The organism is Halobacillus trueperi (assembly GCF_003386945.1).
Taxonomy (GTDB): Bacteria; Bacillota; Bacilli; order Bacillales; family Halobacillaceae; genus Halobacillus; species Halobacillus aidingensis.
This window is the reverse complement of record NZ_QUAE01000002.1, coordinates 309,790-333,287: the sequence shown is the minus strand read 5'-3', so window position 1 is coordinate 333,287 and position 23,498 is coordinate 309,790. Positions and strand designations below refer to the sequence as shown.

The 23,498-nt window shown below is 43.4% G+C and carries 21 protein-coding genes and 1 other annotated feature (1 of these 22 running past the window's edge); of the genes, 18 read left to right on the top strand and 3 right to left on the bottom strand.

Annotation, left to right across the window (positions count from 1 at the left end; genetic code table 11):
- Positions 1 to 488 precede the first annotated feature (488 nt).
- The 9 genes from DYE48_RS04305 (at position 489) to yajC (ending at position 8,001) form a co-directional block, all read left to right on the top strand.
- A protein-coding gene (locus tag DYE48_RS04305) for an IS3 family transposase (protein ID WP_115822553.1) occupies positions 489 to 1,822 on the top strand; the annotation gives its coding sequence in 2 pieces (ribosomal slippage) (positions 489 to 936 and positions 936 to 1,822; 1,335 coding nt in all).
- Between the two features lie 305 nt (positions 1,823 to 2,127).
- Positions 2,128 to 2,880, top strand: a complete 753-nt coding sequence (locus DYE48_RS04300; protein ID WP_115822552.1) for a YebC/PmpR family DNA-binding transcriptional regulator — start codon at positions 2,128 to 2,130, stop codon at positions 2,878 to 2,880.
- An 80-nt stretch (positions 2,881 to 2,960) separates the two neighbouring features.
- Positions 2,961 to 3,530, top strand: coding sequence for a BofC C-terminal domain-containing protein (locus DYE48_RS04295; protein WP_115822551.1), 570 nt, complete (start codon positions 2,961 to 2,963; stop codon positions 3,528 to 3,530).
- A 140-nt stretch (positions 3,531 to 3,670) separates the two neighbouring features.
- Positions 3,671 to 4,288 carry a Holliday junction branch migration protein RuvA gene (ruvA, locus tag DYE48_RS04290; RefSeq protein WP_115822550.1) on the top strand — a complete coding sequence of 206 codons (618 nt, stop codon included), beginning with the start codon at positions 3,671 to 3,673 and terminating at the stop codon, positions 4,286 to 4,288.
- A gap of 18 nt (positions 4,289 to 4,306) precedes the next feature.
- Positions 4,307 to 5,308 (top strand): Holliday junction branch migration DNA helicase RuvB, encoded by a 1,002-nt coding sequence (gene ruvB, locus DYE48_RS04285; protein WP_115822635.1) that lies wholly within the window; start codon positions 4,307 to 4,309, stop codon positions 5,306 to 5,308.
- On the top strand, positions 5,305 to 5,502 hold the full coding sequence (locus DYE48_RS04280; RefSeq protein WP_089652644.1) for a DUF2905 domain-containing protein: 198 nt from the start codon (positions 5,305 to 5,307) through the stop codon (positions 5,500 to 5,502). Before ruvB ends, DYE48_RS04280 begins: the two co-directional genes overlap by 4 nt.
- Positions 5,503 to 5,531: 29 nt before the next feature.
- The gene (queA, locus tag DYE48_RS04275) at positions 5,532 to 6,557 is read left to right on the top strand and encodes a tRNA preQ1(34) S-adenosylmethionine ribosyltransferase-isomerase QueA (protein ID WP_115822549.1); all 1,026 of its coding nucleotides are present in this window, start codon (positions 5,532 to 5,534) and stop codon (positions 6,555 to 6,557) included.
- Positions 6,558 to 6,588: 31 nt separating this feature from the next.
- Positions 6,589 to 7,728: a tRNA guanosine(34) transglycosylase Tgt gene (gene tgt, locus DYE48_RS04270; RefSeq protein ID WP_115822548.1), complete on the top strand. Its 1,140-nt coding sequence runs from the start codon at positions 6,589 to 6,591 to the stop codon at positions 7,726 to 7,728.
- 15 nt (positions 7,729 to 7,743) lie between these two features.
- On the top strand, positions 7,744 to 8,001 hold the full coding sequence (gene yajC / locus DYE48_RS04265) for a preprotein translocase subunit YajC (RefSeq protein WP_115822547.1): 258 nt from the start codon (positions 7,744 to 7,746) through the stop codon (positions 7,999 to 8,001).
- Between the two features lie 48 nt (positions 8,002 to 8,049).
- Here the strand turns inward: yajC and DYE48_RS04260 are convergent, their stop codons facing one another.
- Entirely contained in the window at positions 8,050 to 8,433 is a 384-nt protein-coding gene (locus tag DYE48_RS04260; RefSeq protein WP_115822546.1) for a TIGR04086 family membrane protein, read from the bottom strand.
- Positions 8,434 to 8,558: 125 nt separating this feature from the next.
- Between DYE48_RS04260 and DYE48_RS04255 the strand changes: the two genes are divergently transcribed.
- Together DYE48_RS04255 and DYE48_RS04250 are read left to right on the top strand one after the other, a co-directional pair.
- Entirely contained in the window at positions 8,559 to 9,845 is a 1,287-nt protein-coding gene (locus tag DYE48_RS04255) for an ArsB/NhaD family transporter (RefSeq protein WP_115822545.1), read from the top strand.
- A 20-nt stretch (positions 9,846 to 9,865) separates the two neighbouring features.
- Complete coding sequence (locus tag DYE48_RS04250) at positions 9,866 to 10,558, top strand: DUF421 domain-containing protein (RefSeq protein ID WP_115822544.1); 693 nt, start codon at positions 9,866 to 9,868, stop codon at positions 10,556 to 10,558.
- A 609-nt stretch (positions 10,559 to 11,167) separates the two neighbouring features.
- Here DYE48_RS04250 and spoVB read toward each other — a convergent pair.
- A complete protein-coding gene (spoVB, locus tag DYE48_RS04245) occupies positions 11,168 to 12,724 on the bottom strand; it encodes a stage V sporulation protein B (RefSeq protein ID WP_115822543.1) in 1,557 nt (518 codons plus the stop codon).
- 113 nt (positions 12,725 to 12,837) lie between these two features.
- Between spoVB and DYE48_RS04240 the strand changes: the two genes are divergently transcribed.
- The 7 genes from DYE48_RS04240 (at position 12,838) to dtd (ending at position 21,737) form a co-directional block, all read left to right on the top strand.
- Positions 12,838 to 13,134 (top strand): post-transcriptional regulator, encoded by a 297-nt coding sequence (locus tag DYE48_RS04240; RefSeq protein WP_115822542.1) that lies wholly within the window; start codon positions 12,838 to 12,840, stop codon positions 13,132 to 13,134.
- Between the two features lie 171 nt (positions 13,135 to 13,305).
- Entirely contained in the window at positions 13,306 to 15,585 is a 2,280-nt protein-coding gene (gene secDF / locus DYE48_RS04235) for a protein translocase subunit SecDF (RefSeq protein WP_115822541.1), read from the top strand.
- 124 nt (positions 15,586 to 15,709) lie between these two features.
- Entirely contained in the window at positions 15,710 to 16,042 is a 333-nt protein-coding gene (locus DYE48_RS04230) for a LapA family protein (RefSeq protein WP_115822540.1), read from the top strand.
- Between the two features lie 56 nt (positions 16,043 to 16,098).
- Positions 16,099 to 18,426: a single-stranded-DNA-specific exonuclease RecJ gene (recJ, locus tag DYE48_RS04225; RefSeq protein WP_115822539.1), complete on the top strand. Its 2,328-nt coding sequence runs from the start codon at positions 16,099 to 16,101 to the stop codon at positions 18,424 to 18,426.
- Complete coding sequence (locus DYE48_RS04220) at positions 18,416 to 18,928, top strand: adenine phosphoribosyltransferase (protein WP_035509302.1); 513 nt, start codon at positions 18,416 to 18,418, stop codon at positions 18,926 to 18,928. The genes recJ and DYE48_RS04220 overlap by 11 nt, the downstream gene beginning before the upstream one ends.
- Positions 18,929 to 19,065: 137 nt before the next feature.
- Positions 19,066 to 21,270: a RelA/SpoT family protein gene (locus DYE48_RS04215; RefSeq protein ID WP_115822538.1), complete on the top strand. Its 2,205-nt coding sequence runs from the start codon at positions 19,066 to 19,068 to the stop codon at positions 21,268 to 21,270.
- A 20-nt stretch (positions 21,271 to 21,290) separates the two neighbouring features.
- Entirely contained in the window at positions 21,291 to 21,737 is a 447-nt protein-coding gene (gene dtd / locus DYE48_RS04210) for a D-aminoacyl-tRNA deacylase (protein WP_115822537.1), read from the top strand.
- 71 nt (positions 21,738 to 21,808) lie between these two features.
- Here dtd and DYE48_RS04205 read toward each other — a convergent pair whose 3' ends face one another.
- Positions 21,809 to 23,317, bottom strand: a complete 1,509-nt coding sequence (locus tag DYE48_RS04205) for an N-acetylmuramoyl-L-alanine amidase family protein (protein ID WP_167449441.1) — start codon at positions 23,315 to 23,317, stop codon at positions 21,809 to 21,811.
- 160 nt (positions 23,318 to 23,477) lie between these two features.
- Positions 23,478 to 23,498: a binding site (T-box leader), on the top strand; it runs 196 nt beyond the window's last position.

The window sequence follows — 23,498 nt, the reverse complement described above, 5'->3', positions numbered from 1 at the left end:
TGAAAAGCACATTCCGTTGCTGTCCTACTTATGCCAGTCGTGTCTACCAGGGCGATTCCGCATTCGAACACTTTCCTGTGGGGGAGCGCCGAGCTTCCTCGGACTACGTCCTGCGGGATCTCGCCTATCTCCTTTCTCCCACGGGAGTCTCGCAGCTTCCCAACCACCCCATTCCATGAAGGTGAGAAACGAACCTCTTTACTGTGGGAGGGTGCCTTCCACTTCCTGATGTTATAAGCATAAAGCGCTCTATAACAAGCTTTTCGCATGCAGAATAGCGTCCTTTGGAGTTCATTCCCATTCAATTGCCATGTGCATAAAAGCAGCTTATTCCGGAAGTGGTTTTGAGATCGTTATATGGCAAAGAGGGCGGAGGGGAATGGGGAGACTCCTGCGGGAAAAAAGTGCTTGGTGAGACCCCACAGGACGCAGTGAAGTGACCCCCAAGAGTTGGACACCTTCTAACTCTGATTGAAGGGGGAATCACCTTGAATAAATTTACGAAAGAAGACAAATTCCAGGCCGTCCGCCGATATATTGATGAAACGATAAGCTACCGTCATCTTGCTAAACAGATTGGCGTAGACAACTCTGCTTTACGTTATTGGGTTAAATTATATGAGTATCACGGAGGTCAAGCTTTTACGCATCCCTATACAAACTATTCCTCAGAATTTAAACTGAAGGTAATTAAATGTATAGAAGACGAAGGGTATTCCATTCGTGAAGCCTCAGCTCTCTTCCATATCCCTGATTATTCAATGGTGCGAAGATGGATCGTGAAATGGAAGAATAGTGGTGTGGAAGCCCTTGAGTCCAAACGAAAGGGGAATGTTCCAATGCCAAACAATAAAAAAACGAAGAAGACGTTTAAATCCGTAGAGGAAGAATTAGAATACCTACGAATGGAGAACGCGTATTTAAAAAAGTTGAAAGCCTTAGTCGAAGAAGAGGACCGGCAGACAAAAGACAAAAAGCGCAAATCATCTTCGGACTAAGGCATGAGTTTCCTGTGAAGCAATTGGTGGACGTGGCTGGTCTTTCACGCAGTACGTATTATCACCAAATTAATCAAATGAGTAAGCCGGATCCAGACCGGGATTTAAAAGAAAAGATTAAAGACATATTTCACCGAGAAGACGGTACGTATGGATATCGTCGCATTCAGAATGAGCTTCAAAATCACGGAAGACCAGTCAATCATAAAAAAGTGTATCGATTGATGAAAGAGTTAGGTCTTCGCTGCCTTGTGCGCATGAAGAAATATTCATCTTATAAAGGCCGAGTCGGAAAAGTAGCTGAGAACATCTTAAATCGAAATTTCAAAGCAGAGAAACCGAATCAAAAATGGGTCACGGATATCACAGAGTTTAAGCTATTCGGCCAAAAGCTTTATCTCTCCCCGATTCTCGACCTTTTCAATGGAGAAATAATTACGTACACGCTTGGAACACGCCCGACCTATAACCTTGTTGGAGAGATGTTAGAAAAAGGACTCGAACGCTTAAAAGATACGGATGAATTACTGATCCATTCCGATCAAGGATGGCACTACCAAATGATCCAATACCGAAAACGTCTACAAAAAGCAGGCATCACGCAAAGTATGTCCCGCAAGGGCAACTGCCACGATAACGCCGTAATAGAAAACTTCTTTGGAATTATGAAATCAGAGTTCCTTTATCATAAAGAGTTTGAAAGTATAGAGCACTTCAAGCAGGAGCTATCAACTTTTATGGAAAAATACAACAATGGCAGGATCAAGTCTAAATTAAGGATGAGCCCGGTTCAGTTCCGCAATAAATATCAAGCAACAGCTTAACTACATAGTGTCCAATTATATGGGGTCAGTACAGCAGTCCGAGGAGGCTCACCGCGCTCCCGCGGAAAGCGAGCCATTCGCCGCAGCCCCATCCACCCAACAAACTTCTCGACACTGAGTCTTGCACAATGGGGAGCTTATCTAATACTTAAAATGGGATTGAACAGGGCCGGTGGATTAGAGAAGGTGTCGCTTTTAAGAAGAATGGGGATTGTGATATATTTAAGGATAGAGTCATATGCGTAAGTATACTTACGAAAAATACAAAGATTGATAAAGATTTGTTTGGGAGAGGAGAATGTCCAATGGCTGGCCATTCAAAATGGAGTAATATCAAGCATCGAAAAGGTGCTCAAGATGCGAAACGCGGAAAACTCTTCATGAAGCTTGCTCGTGAGATTTTCATGGCGGCGAAACAAGGAGGCGGGGATCAAGAAACCAATCCTGCGCTGCGTATAGCTGTAGATAAAGCAAGATCAAACAATATGCCGAAAGATAACATCGATCGCGCCATTAAGAAAGCGACCGGCGATCTTGAGGGTGTCAATTATGAAGAATATACGTATGAAGGATACGGTCCTGGCGGAGTAGCGGTTATGGTTAAAGTATTGACGGACAATAAAAACCGTACAGCTGCAGACGTCAGACACGCTTTCAATAAAAATGATGGCAATTTAGGAGAAAATGGTTGCGTTTCTTTCATGTTCAACCGCTCAGGTTATCTCGTCATCGACCGGGAAACAACAGAGGCCGATGAAGAAGAATTGATGCTTGAAGTCATTGAAGCCGGTGGAGAAGAAATGGAAACAACAGAAGAACAATTTGAGATTTATACAGATCCTGAATCTTTTTCTGAAGTAAAACAGGCCCTGGAGTCTAGTGGATATGCGTTTACCACAAGCGAAGTGACGATGATCCCTGAAACCTATACGGAACTTGGTGAAGAAGGCGTAGAAAAAATGTTGAAGCTGATCGATATGCTCGAGGATAACGATGATGTGCAAGAAGTCTATCACAACCTTGATGCTGATGAATCAATTCTAGAAAAATTATCGTGATCTCCCGTTGCTATGATAATAACTTCTGTTTCTGGACACACTAGAAACAGAAGTTATTTTTATTTAGGGGGGATCCTGTCATGAAACGATGGGCCTTGATTGCTGGGTTAACCATAGGCGTTGCCGTATTGAGTTGGTCGTTGATCGACCAAACTCCACCGAAAACCTTTCAAGATAACACGCCTCAAAGAGTCATTCAGGGTAAGGAGAAGCAAACAGAATCAGTGGAAACATTGGTGAAGCCTGAACCTTTGAAACTGACGGTTATTCTGAAGGAGCATTATATAGATGGTGTGACTGAAACGACAAAGAAAGAAGAAACCATTTGGTCAATGATGGACTTTTGGGCATCTTATGAAGGATGTACGGTTGAAGAACAGCAGTTGGACAGAGTGGTTTTTCAAAGGGAAGTTGAAGATATTTCTCCTTTGACAAAACAGACGGGGTATTTTGGGTTGACAGAGGATGGGGAGTTAGCTGTCTTTCAAGGCCTTCCTGATCAAGGGAAGGTCATAGAGTCTTTTAAACCTGTACCCATTAAGCCGTTGGAGACAAAAAGAGAGAATGAGTTGAAACAGGGCATCAAAATCAAGGATCATCGTCACTTTGAGCAAGTCGTCCGTCAATTTTCCAAACAAGAAGAAATATAACAGACGTGAAACAGCCGCAAATTGTTGTGGCTGTTTTGTGCCTTTTCTAAGGGGAGCTACGGCTTTTAAGCATGGGCGAACATGTGCTTGTATGTTACAATAGGAAGGATAGCAATAAAGGGTAGAGAGGGAATTTTACAATGATTAGTTACGTGAAAGGGCAATTGACGACACTCGATGAAGGGTCGATCACTATAGAAACAGGCGGCATAGGATACGAAGTGCTATGCGCGAATCCATATCATTTTCAAGATGCGATGAACAATGAAGTGAAAGTACATACGTACCACTATATAAGAGAAGATAATCAATCGCTTTACGGTTTTAAGAAAAAAGAAGACAAACAACTATTCGCTCAATTACTAAACGTTTCCGGGATTGGACCAAAAGGAGCTCTTGCGATACTTGGAACAGTCAGCGTACCTGAATTCGTATCGGCCATTGAGCAAGAAGACGATAAATACTTAACGAAATTTCCAGGAGTCGGTAAGAAGACGGCTCGTCAGATGATCCTTGATTTGAAAGGGAAATTGATTGTCTGGCTTCCTGATGAAGATAATGAGGACACCCTTTTCTATCAGGAAGATTTGACCTCGAAAGAGAAAAGGGCTGTAGTGGACGACGCCATCGAAGCATTAAAAGCTTTAGGTTATACAGAAAAAGAAGTGAAGTTTGTCCGTACAGAACTTGAAAAAGCCAAACATGGCAGCGTGGATGATTATGTTAGACAAGGGCTGCAGCTACTTATGAAATCTTAAGGTGAGGAGGGATGAATGTTGGAAGATCGTATGATATCTGGAGAACAACAGGATACCGATCAGGAGATTGAGCTTAGTTTACGACCAGAAACTCTGAAGCAGTATATTGGCCAGGATCAAGTGAAAAATAATCTAAGCATCTTCATTGAAGCGGCAAAAATGCGAAACGAGCCGCTTGATCATGCGCTGTTATATGGGCCTCCTGGTTTAGGTAAAACAACACTTGCTTCGATCATTGCTAATGAGATGGGCGTCCAGTTTCGAACGACGGCTGGTCCAGCGATTGAGAGAGCCGGGGATTTGGCAGCAATTCTGTCTTCATTGGAACCAGGGGATGTCCTGTTCATTGATGAAATCCATCGCCTCCCCCGTTCCGTAGAAGAAGTCCTCTATCCTGCAATGGAGGATTTCTGTCTTGATATTGTAGTAGGTACTGGGCCGAGCGCGCGCTCTGTAAGACTTGATCTTCCGCCTTTCACGCTGGTCGGTGCCACGACTCGAGCCGGGTTGCTTTCCGCACCTCTCAGGGATCGCTTCGGGGTGCACAGCCGCCTGGAATATTACGATACAAAAGCGCTTTGTTCGATTGTAGAACGGACAGCAGAAATCTTTTCTGTTGAAATCGATGGTGCGGCAGCTGTCGAAGTCGCACGTCGTTCTAGGGGTACACCAAGGATTGCCAACCGCTTGTTGAAGCGTGTCCGCGATATTGCTCAGGTAAAAGGGGAGACCGTCATTAGCAAGGAAACTACACAGGAAGCGCTGGAAATGCTTCAAGTAGATGCAGAAGGTCTTGATTTTATCGACCACAAATTGCTGAAAGGGATCATGGACAGCTTCCAGGGAGGACCCGTAGGCTTGGATACGATAGCCGCAACGATTGGAGAGGAGTCTCAGACCATCGAAGATGTTTATGAGCCTTTCTTGTTGCAAATCGGTTATATCCAACGGACGCCAAGAGGCCGGGTGGTCACACCTAAAGCCTATGCTCACTTCAACAGGGAGGTGCCTGGCTCTTGACGGGCTTTGGTAAAATCTTTATTGTAATAGGGATTGTGTTCATATTGATCGGTATACTATGGAGTATATTTGGAAAATTACCAGGCGATCTCAGCTTTAAAAAAGGAAACGTCACGTTCTATTTTCCCATTATGACCTCCATTATCGTGAGCATTGTCCTTTCGTTGATTTTCTATTTCATAAGAAAATTTTGACCGATTAAACATAAGAATAGGGGATTCACATGGATATTAAGCAATACGATTTTGATTTACCGGAGGAGCTGATTGCTCAAGTTCCATTAGAAGATCGGACAGCTTCCCGGCTCATGGTTTGTGACCGTAATGAACAAACCATCGAACATCGGCATTTTTCTCAAATCACCGATTACTTAGAAAAAGGCGACTGCCTTGTATTGAATGACACGAAGGTTTTACCTGCTCGGCTTTACGGTGCTAAAGAGGGGACCGGTGGGAAAGTGGAAGTCCTGCTTCTTCACCAGACCGAAGACGATGAATGGGACGTTCTTGTTAAGCCTGCAAAAAAGGTGAAAGTCGGGACGAAGATTGTTTTCGGAGAAGGAAAGCTTGTAGCCGAATGTACGGAATTGCAGGAGCATGGAGGGCGCAAGGTTACATTTAGTTACGAAGGCATTTTCCTCGAAGTATTGGAATCTCTAGGAGAGATGCCTTTGCCTCCATATATCAAAGAGCAGCTGTCAGATAGAGACCGGTATCAGACCGTTTATGCAAAAGAAGAAGGATCTGCAGCTGCTCCTACCGCTGGACTACACTTTACAGAAGAACTGTTAAAGGATTTGCAGTCCAAGGGGATCGAACTCGCTTATTTGACGCTTCATGTAGGGCTTGGTACCTTCCGTCCCGTCAGTGTGGACCAAGTTGAGGAACATGATATGCATGCAGAGTTCTATCAGTTGAGTGAAGAAACAGCGGACCAGCTGAATGCTGTCAAAGAAAGAGGAGGTAGAATCATATCGGTTGGGACGACCTCCACTAGAACCCTCGAGACGATCATCCGTGATCACGGGACATTCAAAGAGGCGAGCGGTTGGACGGATATCTTCATTTATCCTCCTCAGAAGCTGAAAGCCATCGATGGTTTAATTACAAACTTCCATTTGCCGAAGTCCACACTAATTATGCTGGTAAGCGCATTTGCTGGACGCGATTTTATTTTGGAAGCCTATAAACAGGCGGTAGAGGAAAGGTATCGTTTCTTTAGTTTTGGAGATGCGATGTTCATAAAATGATCTTAAGGATCAAGAGTGAGAAAGGGTAGAAATCATGGCAATCACATATGAATTGATTAAAACATGTAAGCAGACAGGCGCACGTTTAGGTAAGGTCCATACGCCACACGGATCTTTCGAAACACCGATGTTTATGCCTGTCGGTACACTAGCAACCGTTAAGACAATGAGTCCGGAAGAATTGGAGCGGATGGGCGCACAAATCATTCTCTCGAATACGTACCACTTGTGGCTCCGTCCAGGAGAAGACATCATTGAAGAAGCGGGCGGTCTTCACAAGTTCATGAACTGGAATGGGTCCATTCTAACGGATTCCGGAGGCTTCCAGGTCTTCAGTTTGAGTGACCTTAGAAAAATTGAAGAAGAGGGTGTCCATTTCCGGAACCATATTAGTGGGGAGAAGCTTTTCTTATCTCCAGAAAAAGCAATGCACATCCAAAACTCCCTTGGACCAGATATTATGATGGCTTTTGATGAATGCCCACCATATCCAGCCGAGCATAAGTACATGAAAGACTCGGTAGAGCGTACGAGCCGCTGGGCTGAACGATGCTTGGAAGCACACCAACGTCCACATGACCAGGGTTTATTCGGAATCATTCAGGGCGGAGAGTACGAAGATTTACGTCGTCAGAGTGCTCGTGACCTGACATCTATGGACTTTCCGGGTTATGCAATCGGGGGCCTTTCTGTTGGTGAACCGAAGGACGTCATGAATCGTGTTCTTGAATTCACAACGCCTCTGATGCCGGATCAAAAGCCTCGTTATCTGATGGGCGTCGGCTCACCGGATTCTTTAATTGACGGCAGTATTCGTGGCATTGATATGTTTGACTGTGTACTCCCAACACGAATTGCAAGAAACGGGACTCTGATGACTTCAGAGGGAAGACTTGTAGTGAGAAATGCGAAATATGCGCGTGATTTCCGTCCGATTGACGAGAATTGTGATTGCCACACATGTAGAAATTACAGCCGTGCTTATATCCGCCATTTAGTCAAAGCTAACGAAACATTCGGTTTCAGACTTACGACTTATCATAATCTTTATTTTCTGTTAAACTTAATGAGGCAAGTGCGTGAAGCCATTAGAGAAGATCGACTCGGTGACTTTAGAGAAGAATTCTTTGAAATGTATGGTTTCAACAAACCAAACGCAAAGAACTTTTAGAAAGGGGGAAAATAAATGGATACATTAGTAGGTTTACTGCCAATTATTCTAATGTTTGTCATTTTCTATTTCCTATTGATTCGACCGCAGCAAAAGAAACAGAAGCAAGTACAACAAATGCAGTCGGACCTCCAAAAAGGCGATAGAGTTATAACAATCGGAGGACTTCACGGAACGATTCATGCAATTGATGAAGGTACTCTTGTGATTTCTGTACAAGATGGTACTCAAATGAAATTCGATCGTTCGTCCGTACGTGAAAAATTGAGCTAATCAAATGCAATCCCGCTACATATTCTTGTAGCGGGATTTTACGTACCGTCATCTCTTCACCGTTTTACGTGGCAGGTTGACCCCTATCATTCCTCCGAGCCAGGCCGCGAGGACCAATCCTCCGAAATAGCTCAACTGAGGCAGGGACACCCATGAGTTTTCAAAAATGACCTGAAATAAAATCATCGCACTGACGAAGATCAGCCCGGTCATCCCTCCAGAAAGCCATCCCTTCTGTTCACCCTTATAAGCAGCCAGCATGCCACCAATGGCAAGGATGCTAATGCCGGCGACTAAAGCCAATTGATTGAGTGTCTCATATTCCACTCCAGTAAACCTTAGTAAAAGTGCCAACACGCCAGCAAAAACAATCATCAAAATAAAAATAGAGCCGACTCCATACCCCAGGACCCCTGACAATAACTTTTTCATCCCATCCCCCCTTGATATGCTTGTCACTTTTATCTATATGCATGAAAACTCTATAGATAGAAGCAGATATTTTCCTATGGACTTGAATAAGTATTAGTAAAGTCCGTCCAAAAAGGGGAAGATCTATGTCAACTGTACTCGCAATACTTATTTTTGTAGCTAGCTATGTACTGATTATGACGGAGAAGTTAAACCGTGCACTGGTAGCTGTAGCAGGTGGCGTACTTCTATTAATGACAAAAATTTATGAGTGGGAACAAGCCTTTGGTTTTATAGACTGGGAAACCGTTGCCCTCCTTTTTTCTATGATGGTGTTGGTGTCTATCACAAAAAAAACAGGGATTTTCACTTTTTTAGCGATTTGGTTAGCGCAGCTTGTCAAAGGGAGACCTGTTCCACTTCTGCTTGTAACAGCGCTGTTTACAGCGGTAGGGTCTGCTTTTTTAGATAATGTTACGACAGTCCTCTTGTTTGTACCTGTGCTATTAACCCTTGTAGATCGTCTGAAACTTCCGGCGTTTCCGTATTTAATCATGACGATTTTCAGCTCGAATATTGGTGGTACCGCTACGCTCATAGGTGATCCTCCGAACATTATGATCGGACAAGCGGTGGACCACTTCAGCTTTGTATCATTCCTTTATCATCTAGGACCAGTGGTATTGATTATTTTTGTCCTGGTGACGATAAGCGTCATCTTATTATTCCGAAAAGGACTTACGTATGATCACGCATTAGCTGAAGATTTAATGAGAGTAGATGCAAAGGAACATTTAAAAATGTCTCCTTTACTCTTTCAATCCATTTCAGTCATGCTCCTTACCATCATCGGTTTTATGATGCATCCGTTTATCCACATGGATATAACGACCATTGCGGTCAGTGGAGCCCTTTTATTGCTGTTTTTATCAGAAAAAGAGCTTGATGTTGAACATGTTTTTCAGGAAGTTGAATGGGTGACATTATTTTTCTTCATGGGATTGTTTATGCTTGTTGGAGGTTTAGAAACAGTAGGAGTGATCGATGAATTAGCAAGAGGAATGGTGTGGGTCTCAGGTGGAGATATGCCGGTCACTTCAATGGTGATGCTATGGAGTGCAGGGATTCTTTCAGGTGTGGTCGATAATATTCCGTTTGTAGCTGCGATGATTCCTGTCGTGCAGGAGCTGCAAGGGTATGGAATGATGAACGTCGATCCAGTTTGGTGGTCTTTGGCTCTTGGGGCATGCCTTGGAGGAAACGGTACCCTTGTCGGAGCATCCGCCAATGTGGTAGTCGCCGGCTTAGCAGCCAGCCATAATAAACCCATTCCTTTTATTAAATTTTCACTGTACGGCTTCCCGGTTTTGATCCTTTCATTAATCGTATCATCCATTTACGTTTGGTTCCGCTATTTGCTTCCATTTCTCTAATAAAACAGCAGAAATAGGTGATGTTAACTAAAGGGAAACCTTTAGGAAAGGTTGTGCTCGGAGTGCTTGTATTCAGCATTATCATTCGCACACTAGTCACCTATTTGATCATCCTTCTTGTTTTCCGCTTCATGGGAAAAAGAGAAATTGGTGAACTTAGTGTGATGGATCTGGTCGTATTTATCATGCTCGCTGAAATTGCCGTCTTTCTTATCGAAAATCCAGATGAGGCTATTTGGAAAGCCATCGTCCCCATGGCTGTCCTCCTTGCCATCCAAATCGGGAGTGCATGGATTTCGTTGAAAAATCAGCGGTTTAGAAATTGGTTCGACGGAAAACCCTCCATAATCATAAAACATGGGAAAGTAGATGAAAAAGAGATGAGGCGGCAGCGTTATAATTTCAACGATTTATTATTACAATTGCGAGAACATGGCATTCAACAAGTCGGAGATGTCGCTTACGCTATCCTGGAGCCGTCAGGGAAGCTTTCGGTATTTGAAAGGAAGGATGACGGCAGTTCTGATTATGCTGTTGTTTTAATTGCTGATGGTGAAGTACAATATAGTGGCCTTCAAACGATTCGAAAAAATAAACAATGGCTCGTAAATGAAGTCCGAAAGCAAGGCTTCCATTCTTTCGAGGAAATATCTTTGTGTACCATCAACGATCAAGGAGAAGTCCAAATAGACCAAAACAACGAATTCCAATAAACCATCTTTTCATGAAGAGGATAGGGTTATTCAACTAACTAGCAGGATTGTGGAAGACTCAGTTTCGAGATGTTTCCGGGATTCGTTGCCATGTTGAGCGTCAGGGGTGGCTGGGAAGCAACTCGCTTTCCTGTGGGGGAGCGCCGAGCTTCCTCGGGCTACCGCCCTGCGGGATCTCGCCTATCTCCTTTCTCCCACGGGAGTCTCGCAGCTTCCCAACCACCCCACTCGAGAGATGAGATAAACGAACCCACGTACACGAATGGAGCGTCTTCCATAATCACTGCTTTCTAGCTTGTTTGAGAGTTGAATACACCAACTCCCATTACGATGGAGTGCCGCTTATTCTGGAAGTGGTTTCGAGATACTCTTATGGTCAAGAGGCGGAGGGAAACGGTGAGACTCCTATGGGACGTGTGGGACAGGTGAGACCCCGGAAGGCGTAGCCTGAGGAGGCTCAGCGCCCGCCCCATGGAAAGCGAACTGTTTCCCGGAGCCCCTAAACTCCAACAAACATCTCGAAACTGAGTCTTCAACTAAATGGAGCTTTAGTGAGGTAAGGGATTATGAAAATAAAAAAGAGGATAAAAAAATAACCGCTTCAAGCGGTTATTTTTTGTGGAACAGACGGTTCCAGGGGATCATTTTCAATTCTTCCATCCGGATTAAACGAAAAACGAACAATAACACAATGTACAAAACAGAAAGTCCCATTCCCATCGTCAACAATTGCGAAAGTGGTTTGCTCTCTAGGAGCCAGTTGTGTTTCCATTGAAATCCTACCATACCGATGATGCCGATGACGAGGCCGAATCGGAAGAACATCTGTAAAGGGAAGGAAATGACTTTATATTTCATAAGTACACCTAAATGCAGCAGTGTAACAACTACGACACCGACTACGATAGCAAGGGCAACTCCATGAATGCCGAATTCAGGACGAGAGCTTAACCCGACAAGGACAATAAACTTAATGATGGCTCCAATCAACGTGTTCCACATGGCCGGGCGGGCTAGGTCCAAAGCTTGCAAGGTTGCTTGGAGAGGCGTCTGGATATAATGAAGTAGAAAGAATGGTGCCATGAACTGAAGCATGAAAGAAGCCTGGCTCGTCCCATACACCGTCGTAAGGATGACAGCTGGGAAGATCATGAACACGATAGTGATCAGTCCTCCAGAGGCAATGGATAATCGGATCGACTGCATGATTCGGTAAGCAATCGTCTCGTTTTTTCCTTGGGCTGCAGCTTCACTGATCGACGGTACAAGAGCAATAGAAAGAGCGTGAGTCAAAAAAGTCGGTAAAAATAGCAAAGGCAGCACATAGCCTGTGAGCTCACCATATTGTTTGGTAGACTCTATAGCCGTGATTCCAGCAATAGCCAAACTTTGTGCGACGAGGATCGGCTCAAAGAAATACGTTAAGGAACCGATAAAGCGGCTTCCTGTCGTTGGAAGAGCGATCGTCATCAATTCGTTTAGAGTCTTCTTGCCCTCATGGATATGCTTTTTCCAGGACTTCCGAAGCCTAAAGCTTTTGTGGATATTGAATTGTCTCAACATGTACATTAAGGAAACGAATTCACCTATGACAGCAGAAACCATGGCTCCTGCGGCAGCATATTGAACCCCGTAGGGATAAAGCATTTTTGTAAGAACCACCACTGAACCAATCCGTACAATTTGTTCAATAACTTGAGAGATCGCCTGCGGTTTCATATTTTGTCTTCCCTGGAAATATCCTCGAATGACAGATGATATAGCGATGATAGGGATAATGGGAGTGACGGCTAGCAATGGATAGAGAGCTCTTGAATCAGTAAGAAAATAAGTAGCTACAACGGGGGCTAACAGAAAGAGTCCGATCGTAAACAAAATGCTTAATGACCCTGTAATCGCAAGAGAAACTAATAGAATGCGCTTGATTTTACTTTCGTTCCTAGTTGCTTCTGCTTCTGACACTCTCTTTGAAATGGCCACGGGAAGACCGAACTGGGTGATGGTAATGGCTAAGATCAAAGTAGGTAAAGCCATCATATAGAGTCCTACACCCTCTGGGCCCATTACGCGGGCAACGACGATCCTGTTAATGAAACCGAGTAAACGGGTGATTAGTCCAGCAGCAACCAAAATCAGTGCACCATGTAAAAAAGTTTGTTTTGACATATGATTGATCCGCCTTCTCAAAGAAATGAAATTCCGCTACAATGAATTATATGCGTAAGGATGGACAAGGCATGACACCCGTTTACGAAAACCTTAGAGTGAGGAGTAACCTTATGGATCAGAAAAAAGTGGTCACAAGCTGGAGAAATGAAATGAAAATAGTTTTGCAAAGCAAAGCAGAGGAGTTTCACTTATTAGGTTATAAACGTGCGACCGAAGAAGAAGTGTGGGATTGTTTGATAAAAAAAGTTTGGAATGGCGAACCTGAAAAGAGGCTGTACCAAGTGGTCCAGGATATCCTCCATTTACAGACCCATACATATACGAGTTATCTGACAACAGAGGCCTATCAGAATGATGATCTGCTAGCTTCCATCGAAGCACTGAAGGGAACTTCGGAATATGAATAAATAAAGCAAAATCTCTGTGCGGTGATCAGCGTAAAGTTTTTCCTATTGTTGCGAAAGTTTGAAAAAGTAGTAGAATAGGTACGGGGATTATCAAATATTGTCTATTAGCATTTATACATAGAGGCGATGGATCATCGCATGTGTTCGTACATAAAGGAGGAAAAGGACAGTATGGTGAAACGAGGGCGGATCGTCGCCTTTTTTATCGTAGTTTTATTACTTGCTGCTACGATAGGGACGACCATAACAGGAGTTACAAAAGATATTAAGTTAGGCTTGGACTTGCAAGGTGGCTTTGAAATCTTATATGATGTCGAGCCATTAGATGAGGATCAGGAAGTTAATGAACAGGTTCTCGAAGCTACGGCACGTTCATTGACGGAACGTGTGGATACACTTGGTATAAGTGAAACGAACATCACGATTGAAGATGGCGGAAGAATTCGAGTACAACTCGCTGGTGTGGAAGATCAACAAACAGCCAGGGAGCTGCTTTCGACAACCGCTGAACTTTCTTTCCGAGGCACGGATGGAAAGTTGTATATGGATGGTTCAGATTTGGTTGAAGGAAGTGCTCAACAGTCTTATCATCCGGATACGAACGAACCAATCGTTACGTTGAAGGTTAAAAGTGCTTCAAAATTTTATGATGTTTCAGAGGAAATCTATAATACTCCAAACGATCCAAATACGCCCTACCCGGATAATCTTTTAGTGATATGGCTGGATTATAATGAAGAGACTTCCTTTGCAGAAGAGTGGGGCAAAGAAGATCCAGCTTACATTTCAGCACCAGGTTTTTCAGATGGGCCGGTAAGAAGTAATTCAGTCATGATCAGTGGAGATTTCACACAGGAATCCGCCAAACAATTGTCAGACATCCTGAATGCCGGATCATTACCGGTAAACCTTGAAGAAACGTACTCGACATCTGTCGGTGCTCAATTCGGTGAACAGGCCATGAAAAAAACAATACTGGCAGGCTTCATCGGTATTGCGGCGATTTTCTTGTTCATGATTGCATATTATCGCTTCCCAGGGATCATTGCCACCCTCACTCTGAGTGTGTATATCTACTTAATTCTCGTTGTATTTGAGTGGATGAATGGAGTCTTGACCTTACCAGGTATTGCTGCCTTGATTCTCGGTGTTGGTATGGCGGTCGATGCCAATATCATTACTTATGAACGGATTAAGGAAGAGCTCAAATCAGGGAAATCACTACTGTCAGCCTATAAGGCGGGTAACAAACGCTCTTTAGCTACCATTCTTGATGCGAACATTACAACATTGATTGCTGCGACCGTCCTCTTCATATTCGGAACGAGTTCTGTCAAAGGTTTTGCAACGATGTTGATTGTTAGTATTCTCGTCAGTTTCATAACAGCTGTATATGGTACGCGTTTATTCATGAGTTTATGGGTGAAGAGCCGCTTCTTGAACAAGAAACCAAAGTGGTTTGGTGTGAAACCAGAGGATATACATGATATTGCTGAAGGGGATGAAGTAGAAGCCACCTTTATGAAGCGTAAATTCGACTTTGTAGGGCTTCGGAAACGATTCTTCACAATTTCCATCGTCCTCGTTTTGGCGGGAATTTTAGCCCTTGCTTTCTTCCGCTTGAACTTAGGGATCGACTTTACAAGTGGTTCTAGAGTGTCGATTTTGTCTGATGGGAACATCACATCAGAACAAGTGGAACAAACGATGCAGGAAGAATTTGATGTCAATCCGAAACAGGTCATCATATCCGGGGACAACAGTGAGATTGCCGTCGCTCGTTTCGATGATGAACTGAGTAAAGGTAAAATAGGTGAAATTCAAAGCTATTATGAAGAAGAATTCGGCAATACGCCTAACGTCAGTACCGTATCACCGATCGTTGGGCAAGAGCTTGCTAAAAATGCGGCCCTGGCTGTTTTATATGCATCGATTGGAATCATCATCTACGTGACGATTCGTTTTGAAATTTTCTTTGCTTTGACAGCCATTATCGCCTTGCTGCATGATGCCTTCTTTATCGTTGCGTTCTTCAGTTTAACAAGGTTGGAGTTTGACATTACGATCATCGCAGCTATTCTTACTATTGTTGGTTACTCGGTGAACGATACAATTGTCACGTTCGACCGAATACGAGAAAACTTGAGGATGAAGAAGAAAGTCAAATCTTTCAAAGAGCTTGCTAAAGTTGTAAATGACAGTTTGATGCAAACGCTCGCCCGTAGTTTCAACACGGTCATTACTGTAATTTTTGCGGCTGCCATGCTGTTATTCTTCGGAGCGTCATCCATCACGAACTTTTCATTCGCTCTAGTGATTGGACTATTAGCAGGAACGTATTCGTCCCTGTTCATTGCTTCTCAACTATGGCTCATATGGCGTGGGCGCAACATTAAAGATAACCCGATCAACTATGTGAAAAAGAAAAGAACAGACGGACCTCAAGTGTAAAACTAGAGGGCCACATACAAGAGACCATCCTCCACGAGGGTGGTTTTCTTTGGTTATTACAGACTGTTTCAGGGTATATCAAGAATATAAAGAAAACCTTTATCTATGAAGGAGTGTTTAAGTGATGAAAGGACAAAGCTATCTTATATTGGCTTTCATTTTTGCGTTAGTGATTGCTATTTTTGCCGTCATTAATGTAGATCCGGTTCAGGTCAACTACCTGTTTGGCACAGGTGAAGCACCACTAATTCTTGTCATTCTTATATCTGTTTTATTAGGTGGGTTAGCCACAGCATCCGTCGGGGCTTTGCGTTATTACAAGTTGAAAAGAGAAAACAGCCGATTAAAGTCAGCGGCTGCTGCCTCTCCTGAACACGATACGGATAAAGATAGGAACGTTTCTGATGAAAAAGAAGCGGCATCTGAAGAGGAAAGTTCTTCATCAAAAGTCACATAATTGCGTTTGCTCCCCCTGGTCCGCTCTTGTATAATAGATGGGTCAGGGGTGAACATATGATACAAAGTAAGATGAAATGGAAATTTACATATAGAAATCCGGAAGAAAGTTCCGTTGGCCTTCCAGGGGTTACTCCGCTTACCCAGCAGCTTTTGGAAAAGAGAGGGATTTATGATGCGGAAACGGCTGACCGGTTTTTAAAGCCTTCGATTGATCAGCTTCATGATCCGATGCTCATGGAGGGAATGGATCGTGCCGTGGCTCGTGTGAAAGAAGCCATCGCATCCGATCAGTCCATTCTTGTGTTTGGTGATTATGATGCAGACGGAGTGACTTCTACGTCCGTGATGGTGGAAGCGCTCAGAAAAGCAGGGGCGGACTGTGACTTCTATATTCCAAACCGCTTCACGGAAGGATACGGACCTAATAAAGAAGCTTTCCAATTTGCCTTTGATTCCGGTTATGCTCTGATCATAACGGTAGATACAGGTATTGCCGCTATGGAAGAAGCAACATTCGCGAAAGATTTGGGTATCGATTTGATTATTACAGACCACCACGAAGTCCAGGAGGTTCTTCCTGATGCCTATGCCATCATCCACCCGAAGACCTCAGGTGATTATCCATTCCAAGAATTAGCTGGTGTCGGTGTGGCTTTCAAATTCGCTCATGCTCTCTTAGGCCGGTTTCCAAAAGAGTTTCTTGACCTTGTCGTGATTGGTACCATTGCCGACCTTGTCCCTTTGAAAGGTGAAAACAGGGTGCTTGCTTCGGTTGGTCTGCAGGCGATCTCCCACTCGAACCGCCCTGGAATCCAGGCGTTGAGGAAAGTGTGCAGCATTGAGGGGGATATGAATGAAGAGACGATCGGTTTTACAATTGGACCTCGACTCAATGCTGTAGGGCGACTGCAAGATGCAACTCCTGCGGTAGACTTATTGCTTTCAGAGGATCTGGAAGAAGCTGAACAGATTGCAGCCTTCATTAACCAGTTGAACCAGGAAAGGCAGAAGATCGTTGCTGCTATCGCAAAGGAAGCCGAAGAAATGGTTTCCGTTGAAAATGGAGAAGCTGAGAATGTGATTGTGGTTGCTAAAGAGGGATGGAACCCAGGCGTGCTTGGAATCGTCGCATCCAAACTCGTCCGTCAATTTGACCGTCCGGCGATTGTCTTGGCCATTGATGAAGAAAAAGGGGAAGCCAAAGGTTCAGCACGAAGTATTGATGCTTTCGATTTATTCGCGAACTGTATGGAAATTCGCCATCGATTCATACACTTCGGTGGGCATGCTCAAGCTGCGGGTATGACACTTGCCCTGGACCAAATCGATGATTTACGAAGCGATTTAATTTCTTTAGCTGAGGAAAAGCTATCGGATGACGATTATCAACAAGTCCTTGATATTGAAACGACAGTTGAGTTGGAAGATATATCGCTGAAGCAGATCGAAGAAGTCAACCAGCTCCGTCCCTTTGGAATGGGAAATCCAAAGCCTTTGTTTCATCTCAAGCATACCCCGAAAGAAGTACGGTTAATTGGCAGTAAAAAAAATCATTTGAAATTTCAGTTTCAGAGTCAACAGTCTCGAGTGGACGGGATTGCATTTGGGTTGGGAGATCTCTATCAACAAATATCCCCCCAAGCTCCACTGGACGTTGTAGGAGAACTTGGAATCAATGAATGGAACGGCAGAAAAAACCTACAAGTGATGATTAAAGATCTCAGTGTGAAAGAATGGCAGTTATTTGATCACAGAGGTTCCAAGCATATAGAGAAAAATTTGATCATTCCACCGAACCAAACGTTCGCAGCGGTCAGCTTCCAAGGAGCAGAACAAGCGCCTTTTGATGTTCCTGTTATTCAGGCTGATACATTGGATCATGGAGAATCATTTGATGGCCTTCTGCTCATTGATTTACCTGAACGCATGTCGGACATGACCGAGCTTTTATCTAAACTTGAAACTCGTAAAGTTTTTGCCTGTTATCATATACAGGAGAGTACTTTTCTAAAAACATGGCCTTCAAGGGACCACTTCAAATGGTTTTATGGTATGCTATTGAAGCGTGGTCGGTTCAACCTTCACGAAGAAGCAGATTTACTTGCCAATCGTAAAGGATGGGACAAGTCCATGGTGGAATTTATTTCTGAGGTGTTTTTTGAACTCGACTTTGTTAGAATGAAAGACGGGATTATTACAGCGGAATCCGAACCTTCTCAAAAAGATTTGCGGGAATCTTCGCTTTATCTTCAACGGGAAGAACAGCTGCAAATTGAACGTACCTTGTATTATTCCACATATAAAGAATTGAAGAGTTGGTTTGACCAATATATGAACCAGCGTTCTAAGCAAGTCAAGGAGGAAGTTACGAATGGATTATAAAGAGCATATTGCGATCGTTGAAGATTGGCCGAAAGAAGGTGTCCAATTTAAGGACATCACTCCATTGATGGACAATGGGCCGGCATTCAAAGCAGCGGTTGATGAAATTGTAGAATACGCAAAAGATAAAGAAATCGATATCGTAGTAGGACCGGAGGCACGCGGATTCATCGTCGGATGCCCAGTCTCTTATGCGTTGGAAATCGGCTTTGCACCTGTTCGTAAAGAAGGAAAGCTTCCACGCGAGACGATTAAAGTGGATTATGGCCTGGAATACGGAAAAGACGTATTGACGATTCATAAAGACGCGATTAAGCCTGGTCAACGAGTGTTGATTATCGATGACCTTCTTGCTACTGGTGGTACAATCGAAGCTACCATCGATCTTGTCGAGCAGTTGGGCGGAGAAGTAGCTGGATGTGCGTTCTTGATTGAACTCACATACTTAGATGGCCGCAGCAAATTGGATGGACATGACGTCCTTACTTTAATGCAATATTAATGGAAAGAGTGCCCTTTTCAGGGGCGCTCTTTGTTTTACAATTGATGATTGGGCTTTTCCCTTTACAAGAAGAGTCCTTTTTTTGATAATGTTAATCAAATATACTTTGAAAGTTCTAAAGAAACTAGGGTGATTGAATGGCGAAAGATACAGTTCTAACTGCGGAAGAAGTCATAGAACAAGCGAGTCAGTATTTGAATGAGTCAGATCTGGCGTTTATTCGTCGTGCTTATGAATTTGCTGAAAAGGCGCATAGCAACCAGTTCCGAAAGTCAGGAGAGCCTTATATCATCCATCCCATTCAAGTAGCAGGTATTCTTGTGAACTTAGAGATGGATCCGGAAACGATCGCAGGCGGTTTCCTTCATGATGTCGTAGAGGATACAGACGTGTCCCTAAAAGAAATTGAAGAAGCCTTCAATGAAGAAGTTTCGATGCTGGTTGATGGCGTAACGAAATTAGGTAAAATCAAGTATAAATCCAAAGAAGCTCAGCAGGCCGAAAACCACCGGAAAATGTTTGTCGCTATGGCGAAGGATATGCGCGTCATTTTAATTAAGCTTGCGGACAGGCTTCACAATATGCGTACTTTGAAGCATCTTCCAGCTGAAAAGCAACGCCGGATTTCAAATGAAACGCTTGAGATTTTTGCACCTCTGGCACATCGACTTGGTATTTCTACGATTAAATGGGAGCTTGAAGATACGGCCCTTCGGTATTTGAATCCCCAGCAATACTACAGGATTGTTCATTTGATGAAGCAGAAAAGGAATGAACGGGAGCATTATATCGAGGAAGTTATTGATGAAATCCGAGCTCAATTAAAGGAAGTCAATATTGATGCGGATTTATTTGGGCGTCCGAAACATCTTTACAGTATCTACCGGAAGATGGTTCTTCAGAATAAACAGTTCAACGAAATTTATGACTTGTTAGCCGTTAGAATTACAGTTAACAGCATCAAAGATTGTTATGCCGTACTCGGCATCATACACACGTGTTGGAAACCGATGCCGGGCCGCTTTAAAGATTATATAGCCATGCCGAAGCCTAATCTATATCAATCTCTGCATACGACCGTAATCGGACCAAAAGGAGATCCCCTTGAGGTCCAGATCCGTACACACGAAATGCATGAAATTGCGGAATATGGAATCGCTGCTCACTGGGCTTATAAAGAAGGAAAGCAGACGACAGCTGAACAATCGTTTGAAGAGAAGCTTACATGGTTCCGTGAAATTCTAGAATGGCAAAGTGAAACACATGATGCCGAAGAGTTCATGGAATCCCTTAAAGTGGATTTATTTTCAGACATGGTCTATGTTTTCACACCAAAAGGAGACGTGATTGAACTTCCATCTGGATCCGTACCCGTAGATTTTGCCTACCGAATTCATACGGAAGTTGGAAATCAAACGATTGGTGCAAAAGTGAATGGCAAGATGGAACCTCTGGATTATGAATTGAAAACCGGGGACATTGTTGATATCATGACGTCTAAGCATGCGTACGGACCTTCCAAAGACTGGATAAAGCTTGCTCAGACATCACAGGCGAAAAATAAGATCAAACAATTTTTCAAGAAACAGCAAAAAGATGAGAATATTTCTAAAGGGAAAGAACTTGTCGAGCGCGAAATTCGCAATTTCGGTATTCAACCGAAAGATGTGTACACGACAGATAACTTGAATCGTGTGTCTGAAAAGTTCAATTTCGCAAACGAGGAAGACATGTTTGCTGCTGTTGGATATCAGGGAATTACAGCCGCTCAAATTGCTACTCGATTAACTGAGAAAATTAGGAAGAAGAAGCAGCAGGAACAGGACCTGGAGCAGACACTTGCTGATGTGAATACAACTGAAATCAAAACACCGGCAAAAACCGGTAAAAAGGATTCAGGGGTACGAGTGGAAGGGGTGGACAATCTTCTTGTCCGTCTATCCAAATGCTGTAACCCAGTACCTGGCGATGAGATTGTCGGTTACATTACAAAAGGACGAGGAGTATCTGTCCACAGAAGCGACTGTCCTAACGTGCATACAGAAGAAGCGCAGACACGTCTATTACCTGTTAAATGGGAGACTTCAGTCACGGATTCCAAACAGTATCATGTGGATCTTGAGATTTGGGGGTATGATCGACGTGGACTGCTTAATGAAGTCCTTCAAGCAGTCAATGAAACGAAAACGAATATTACCGCGGTCTCAGGAAAGTCAGACCGCAATAAAATGGCGACCATTCATATTACCATTTTAATACAGAATACAAGCCATTTACGGAAGATTGTCGAGCGTATCAAACAAATTCAGGAAGTGTACACGGTTCGTCGTGTCATGCAATAGAAGTAAAAGGGGAATCTACGATGAAAGCAGTTGTTCAAAGAGCTGTAAACGCCTCTGTCACCGTTGAGGAACGAGCCGTAGGTACCATAGATCATGGCCTTGTCGTTTTATTAGGTGTGACTCATGAGGACACAGAAGAAGATGCACGGTATTTAGCTAAAAAGATTCCATACTTGCGGATTTTTGAAGATAAAGATGGAAAAATGAATCATTCACTGGTTGATTTAGGCGGACAGATGCTCTCTATTTCTCAATTCACTTTATACGGCGATTGCAGGAAAGGGCGCCGCCCCAACTTCATGCAGGCAGGGAAGCCGGACCAAGCTGAAGAGTTGTATGAATCTTTTAATAAGATGGTGGAACATGAAGGTGTTAAAGTGGAAACGGGACAATTTGGTGCAATGATGGACGTTCAATTGACCAATTCAGGTCCTGTGACATTAATCATCGATAGTAAAGAACGATAAGAAAAGCTGTACTCGTATTGAGTACAGCTTTTTTAGTGTGGGATAGTCAAATGTATAATGAACTTTACATGCTAGTTGAAATAATTGACTAAACCTTCGGTGATTCCTTGACTGGCTTTCAATTGATAAGAACGCGTTTTGACCGTTTGTTCTTCTCTTGCATCAGATAGGAAGCCAAGTTCTAATAGAACAGAGGGCTTATTGTTATCCCTGATGACATGGAAGTTGCCTTTTTTCGTACCCCGATCCCTCAGACCTGTATGAGCAACCATGGATGTCTGCAAAGAAGCTGCGAGTGCTTTGTCTTTAGAAGAGTAATAGTAACTATTAAGTCCTCTGGCAATGACATTTAGTGGTGCCGCATTGTAATGCAAACTAATGAAAGCATCGGCATTGGAGCGGTTTGAATGGAACGTACGGATGGAAAGGGAGATATACTGATCATTCGTCCTGGTCATCAGCACTTTGGCTCCTTTGCTTTCCAACTGACTTTTAAGAAGAAAAGCCGTATCCAACGTTAATGTCTTTTCGTAACTTCCACTTCTCCCAACTGCCCCGGGATCTCGTCCTCCGTGACCAGCATCGATCATTATGGTTCTCCCTTTAAGGGAATTTGAAGTTGCCGGTGTTGTAGCAGCACTTTCTTTATTCACCTCTTCGACAATCCATCCAGCCACGTAAGCTGTTTTACTGTCATATGAGATCTTATACCATTGTCCTTCTTTGCTTAAGATTTCAAATTGGTCGCCTTTATGTCCACGACCAACGATTTTGTAATTGGTAGATGGACCTGATCTTAGGTTCGTGCCGTTATAGTTCAAAGATACATAGGTGTTTTTCGAAGCAGGGGTGTTCGTTTGATCATTGTCTGTTTCATTTACAAGCCAACCGGCTACCCAACCTGTCTTTCCGCTGCTGTATTTAATTTCATACCAGCGGTCTTTCTTCGCTATGTATTCATAAGTTTCACCTTTACGTATTCTTGTAAGGATGCGACCTCGCGTCGAGTTTTCGCTTCTGACATTTAGAACGGCTGTTCCAACTTCCACTTTCCCTTTGACGATAGAGGATTGATCGTCATCTGATTTCTCGTCTTTGGGAGGCTCATGAGTGTCTCTACTTTCTTTTGTCAGATAGTCCCCATGGACCCAGCCTTTGGTATTGCCTTTTTGTACATAGACCCACTTTCCATCTGTCTTGGTCGGCTCTACGACATCGCCCTTCATCAAGTAGCCCTCGATTTTCCCATCCAGATTCGGAGCGGATCGAATCCTTAGATAATCATACTTGGAATAATGGCGGTCGCTTGTGACTTGCTCAGCTTTTACTTTTGTCAGCCATTTGGCGACCCAGCCGTCTTTCCCGCTTCGATTAATTTTGAGCCAATTGTCTTTCTCTTCTAAAATTGTGTACGTTTCCCCTGTATGTACCTTGCCAATACGGTCGTAATTCGTTCCAGGTCCTGTTCTTACATTCAAGTGATCGACCTGGATCACCGCTTTGTCTGCATACACGGGGGGAGTTTCATAAAAGGTAAGAACTCCTAGAATAAAAATGAAGAAAATTATGCCTTTTTTCAAAAAATATTCCACCTCCTTAACAGTCTCCTTTCACTATTCGACAAATACAGCAAATATCCTTCTCCATAGGAAAAAGATTGATCTTATTAATTTGTGGCCATAAACTTGACATAAGGTTGACGGAGATTATATGATTATAATCAATTCTAAAATGATTCGAACAAAACCATTGAGGAAAAAA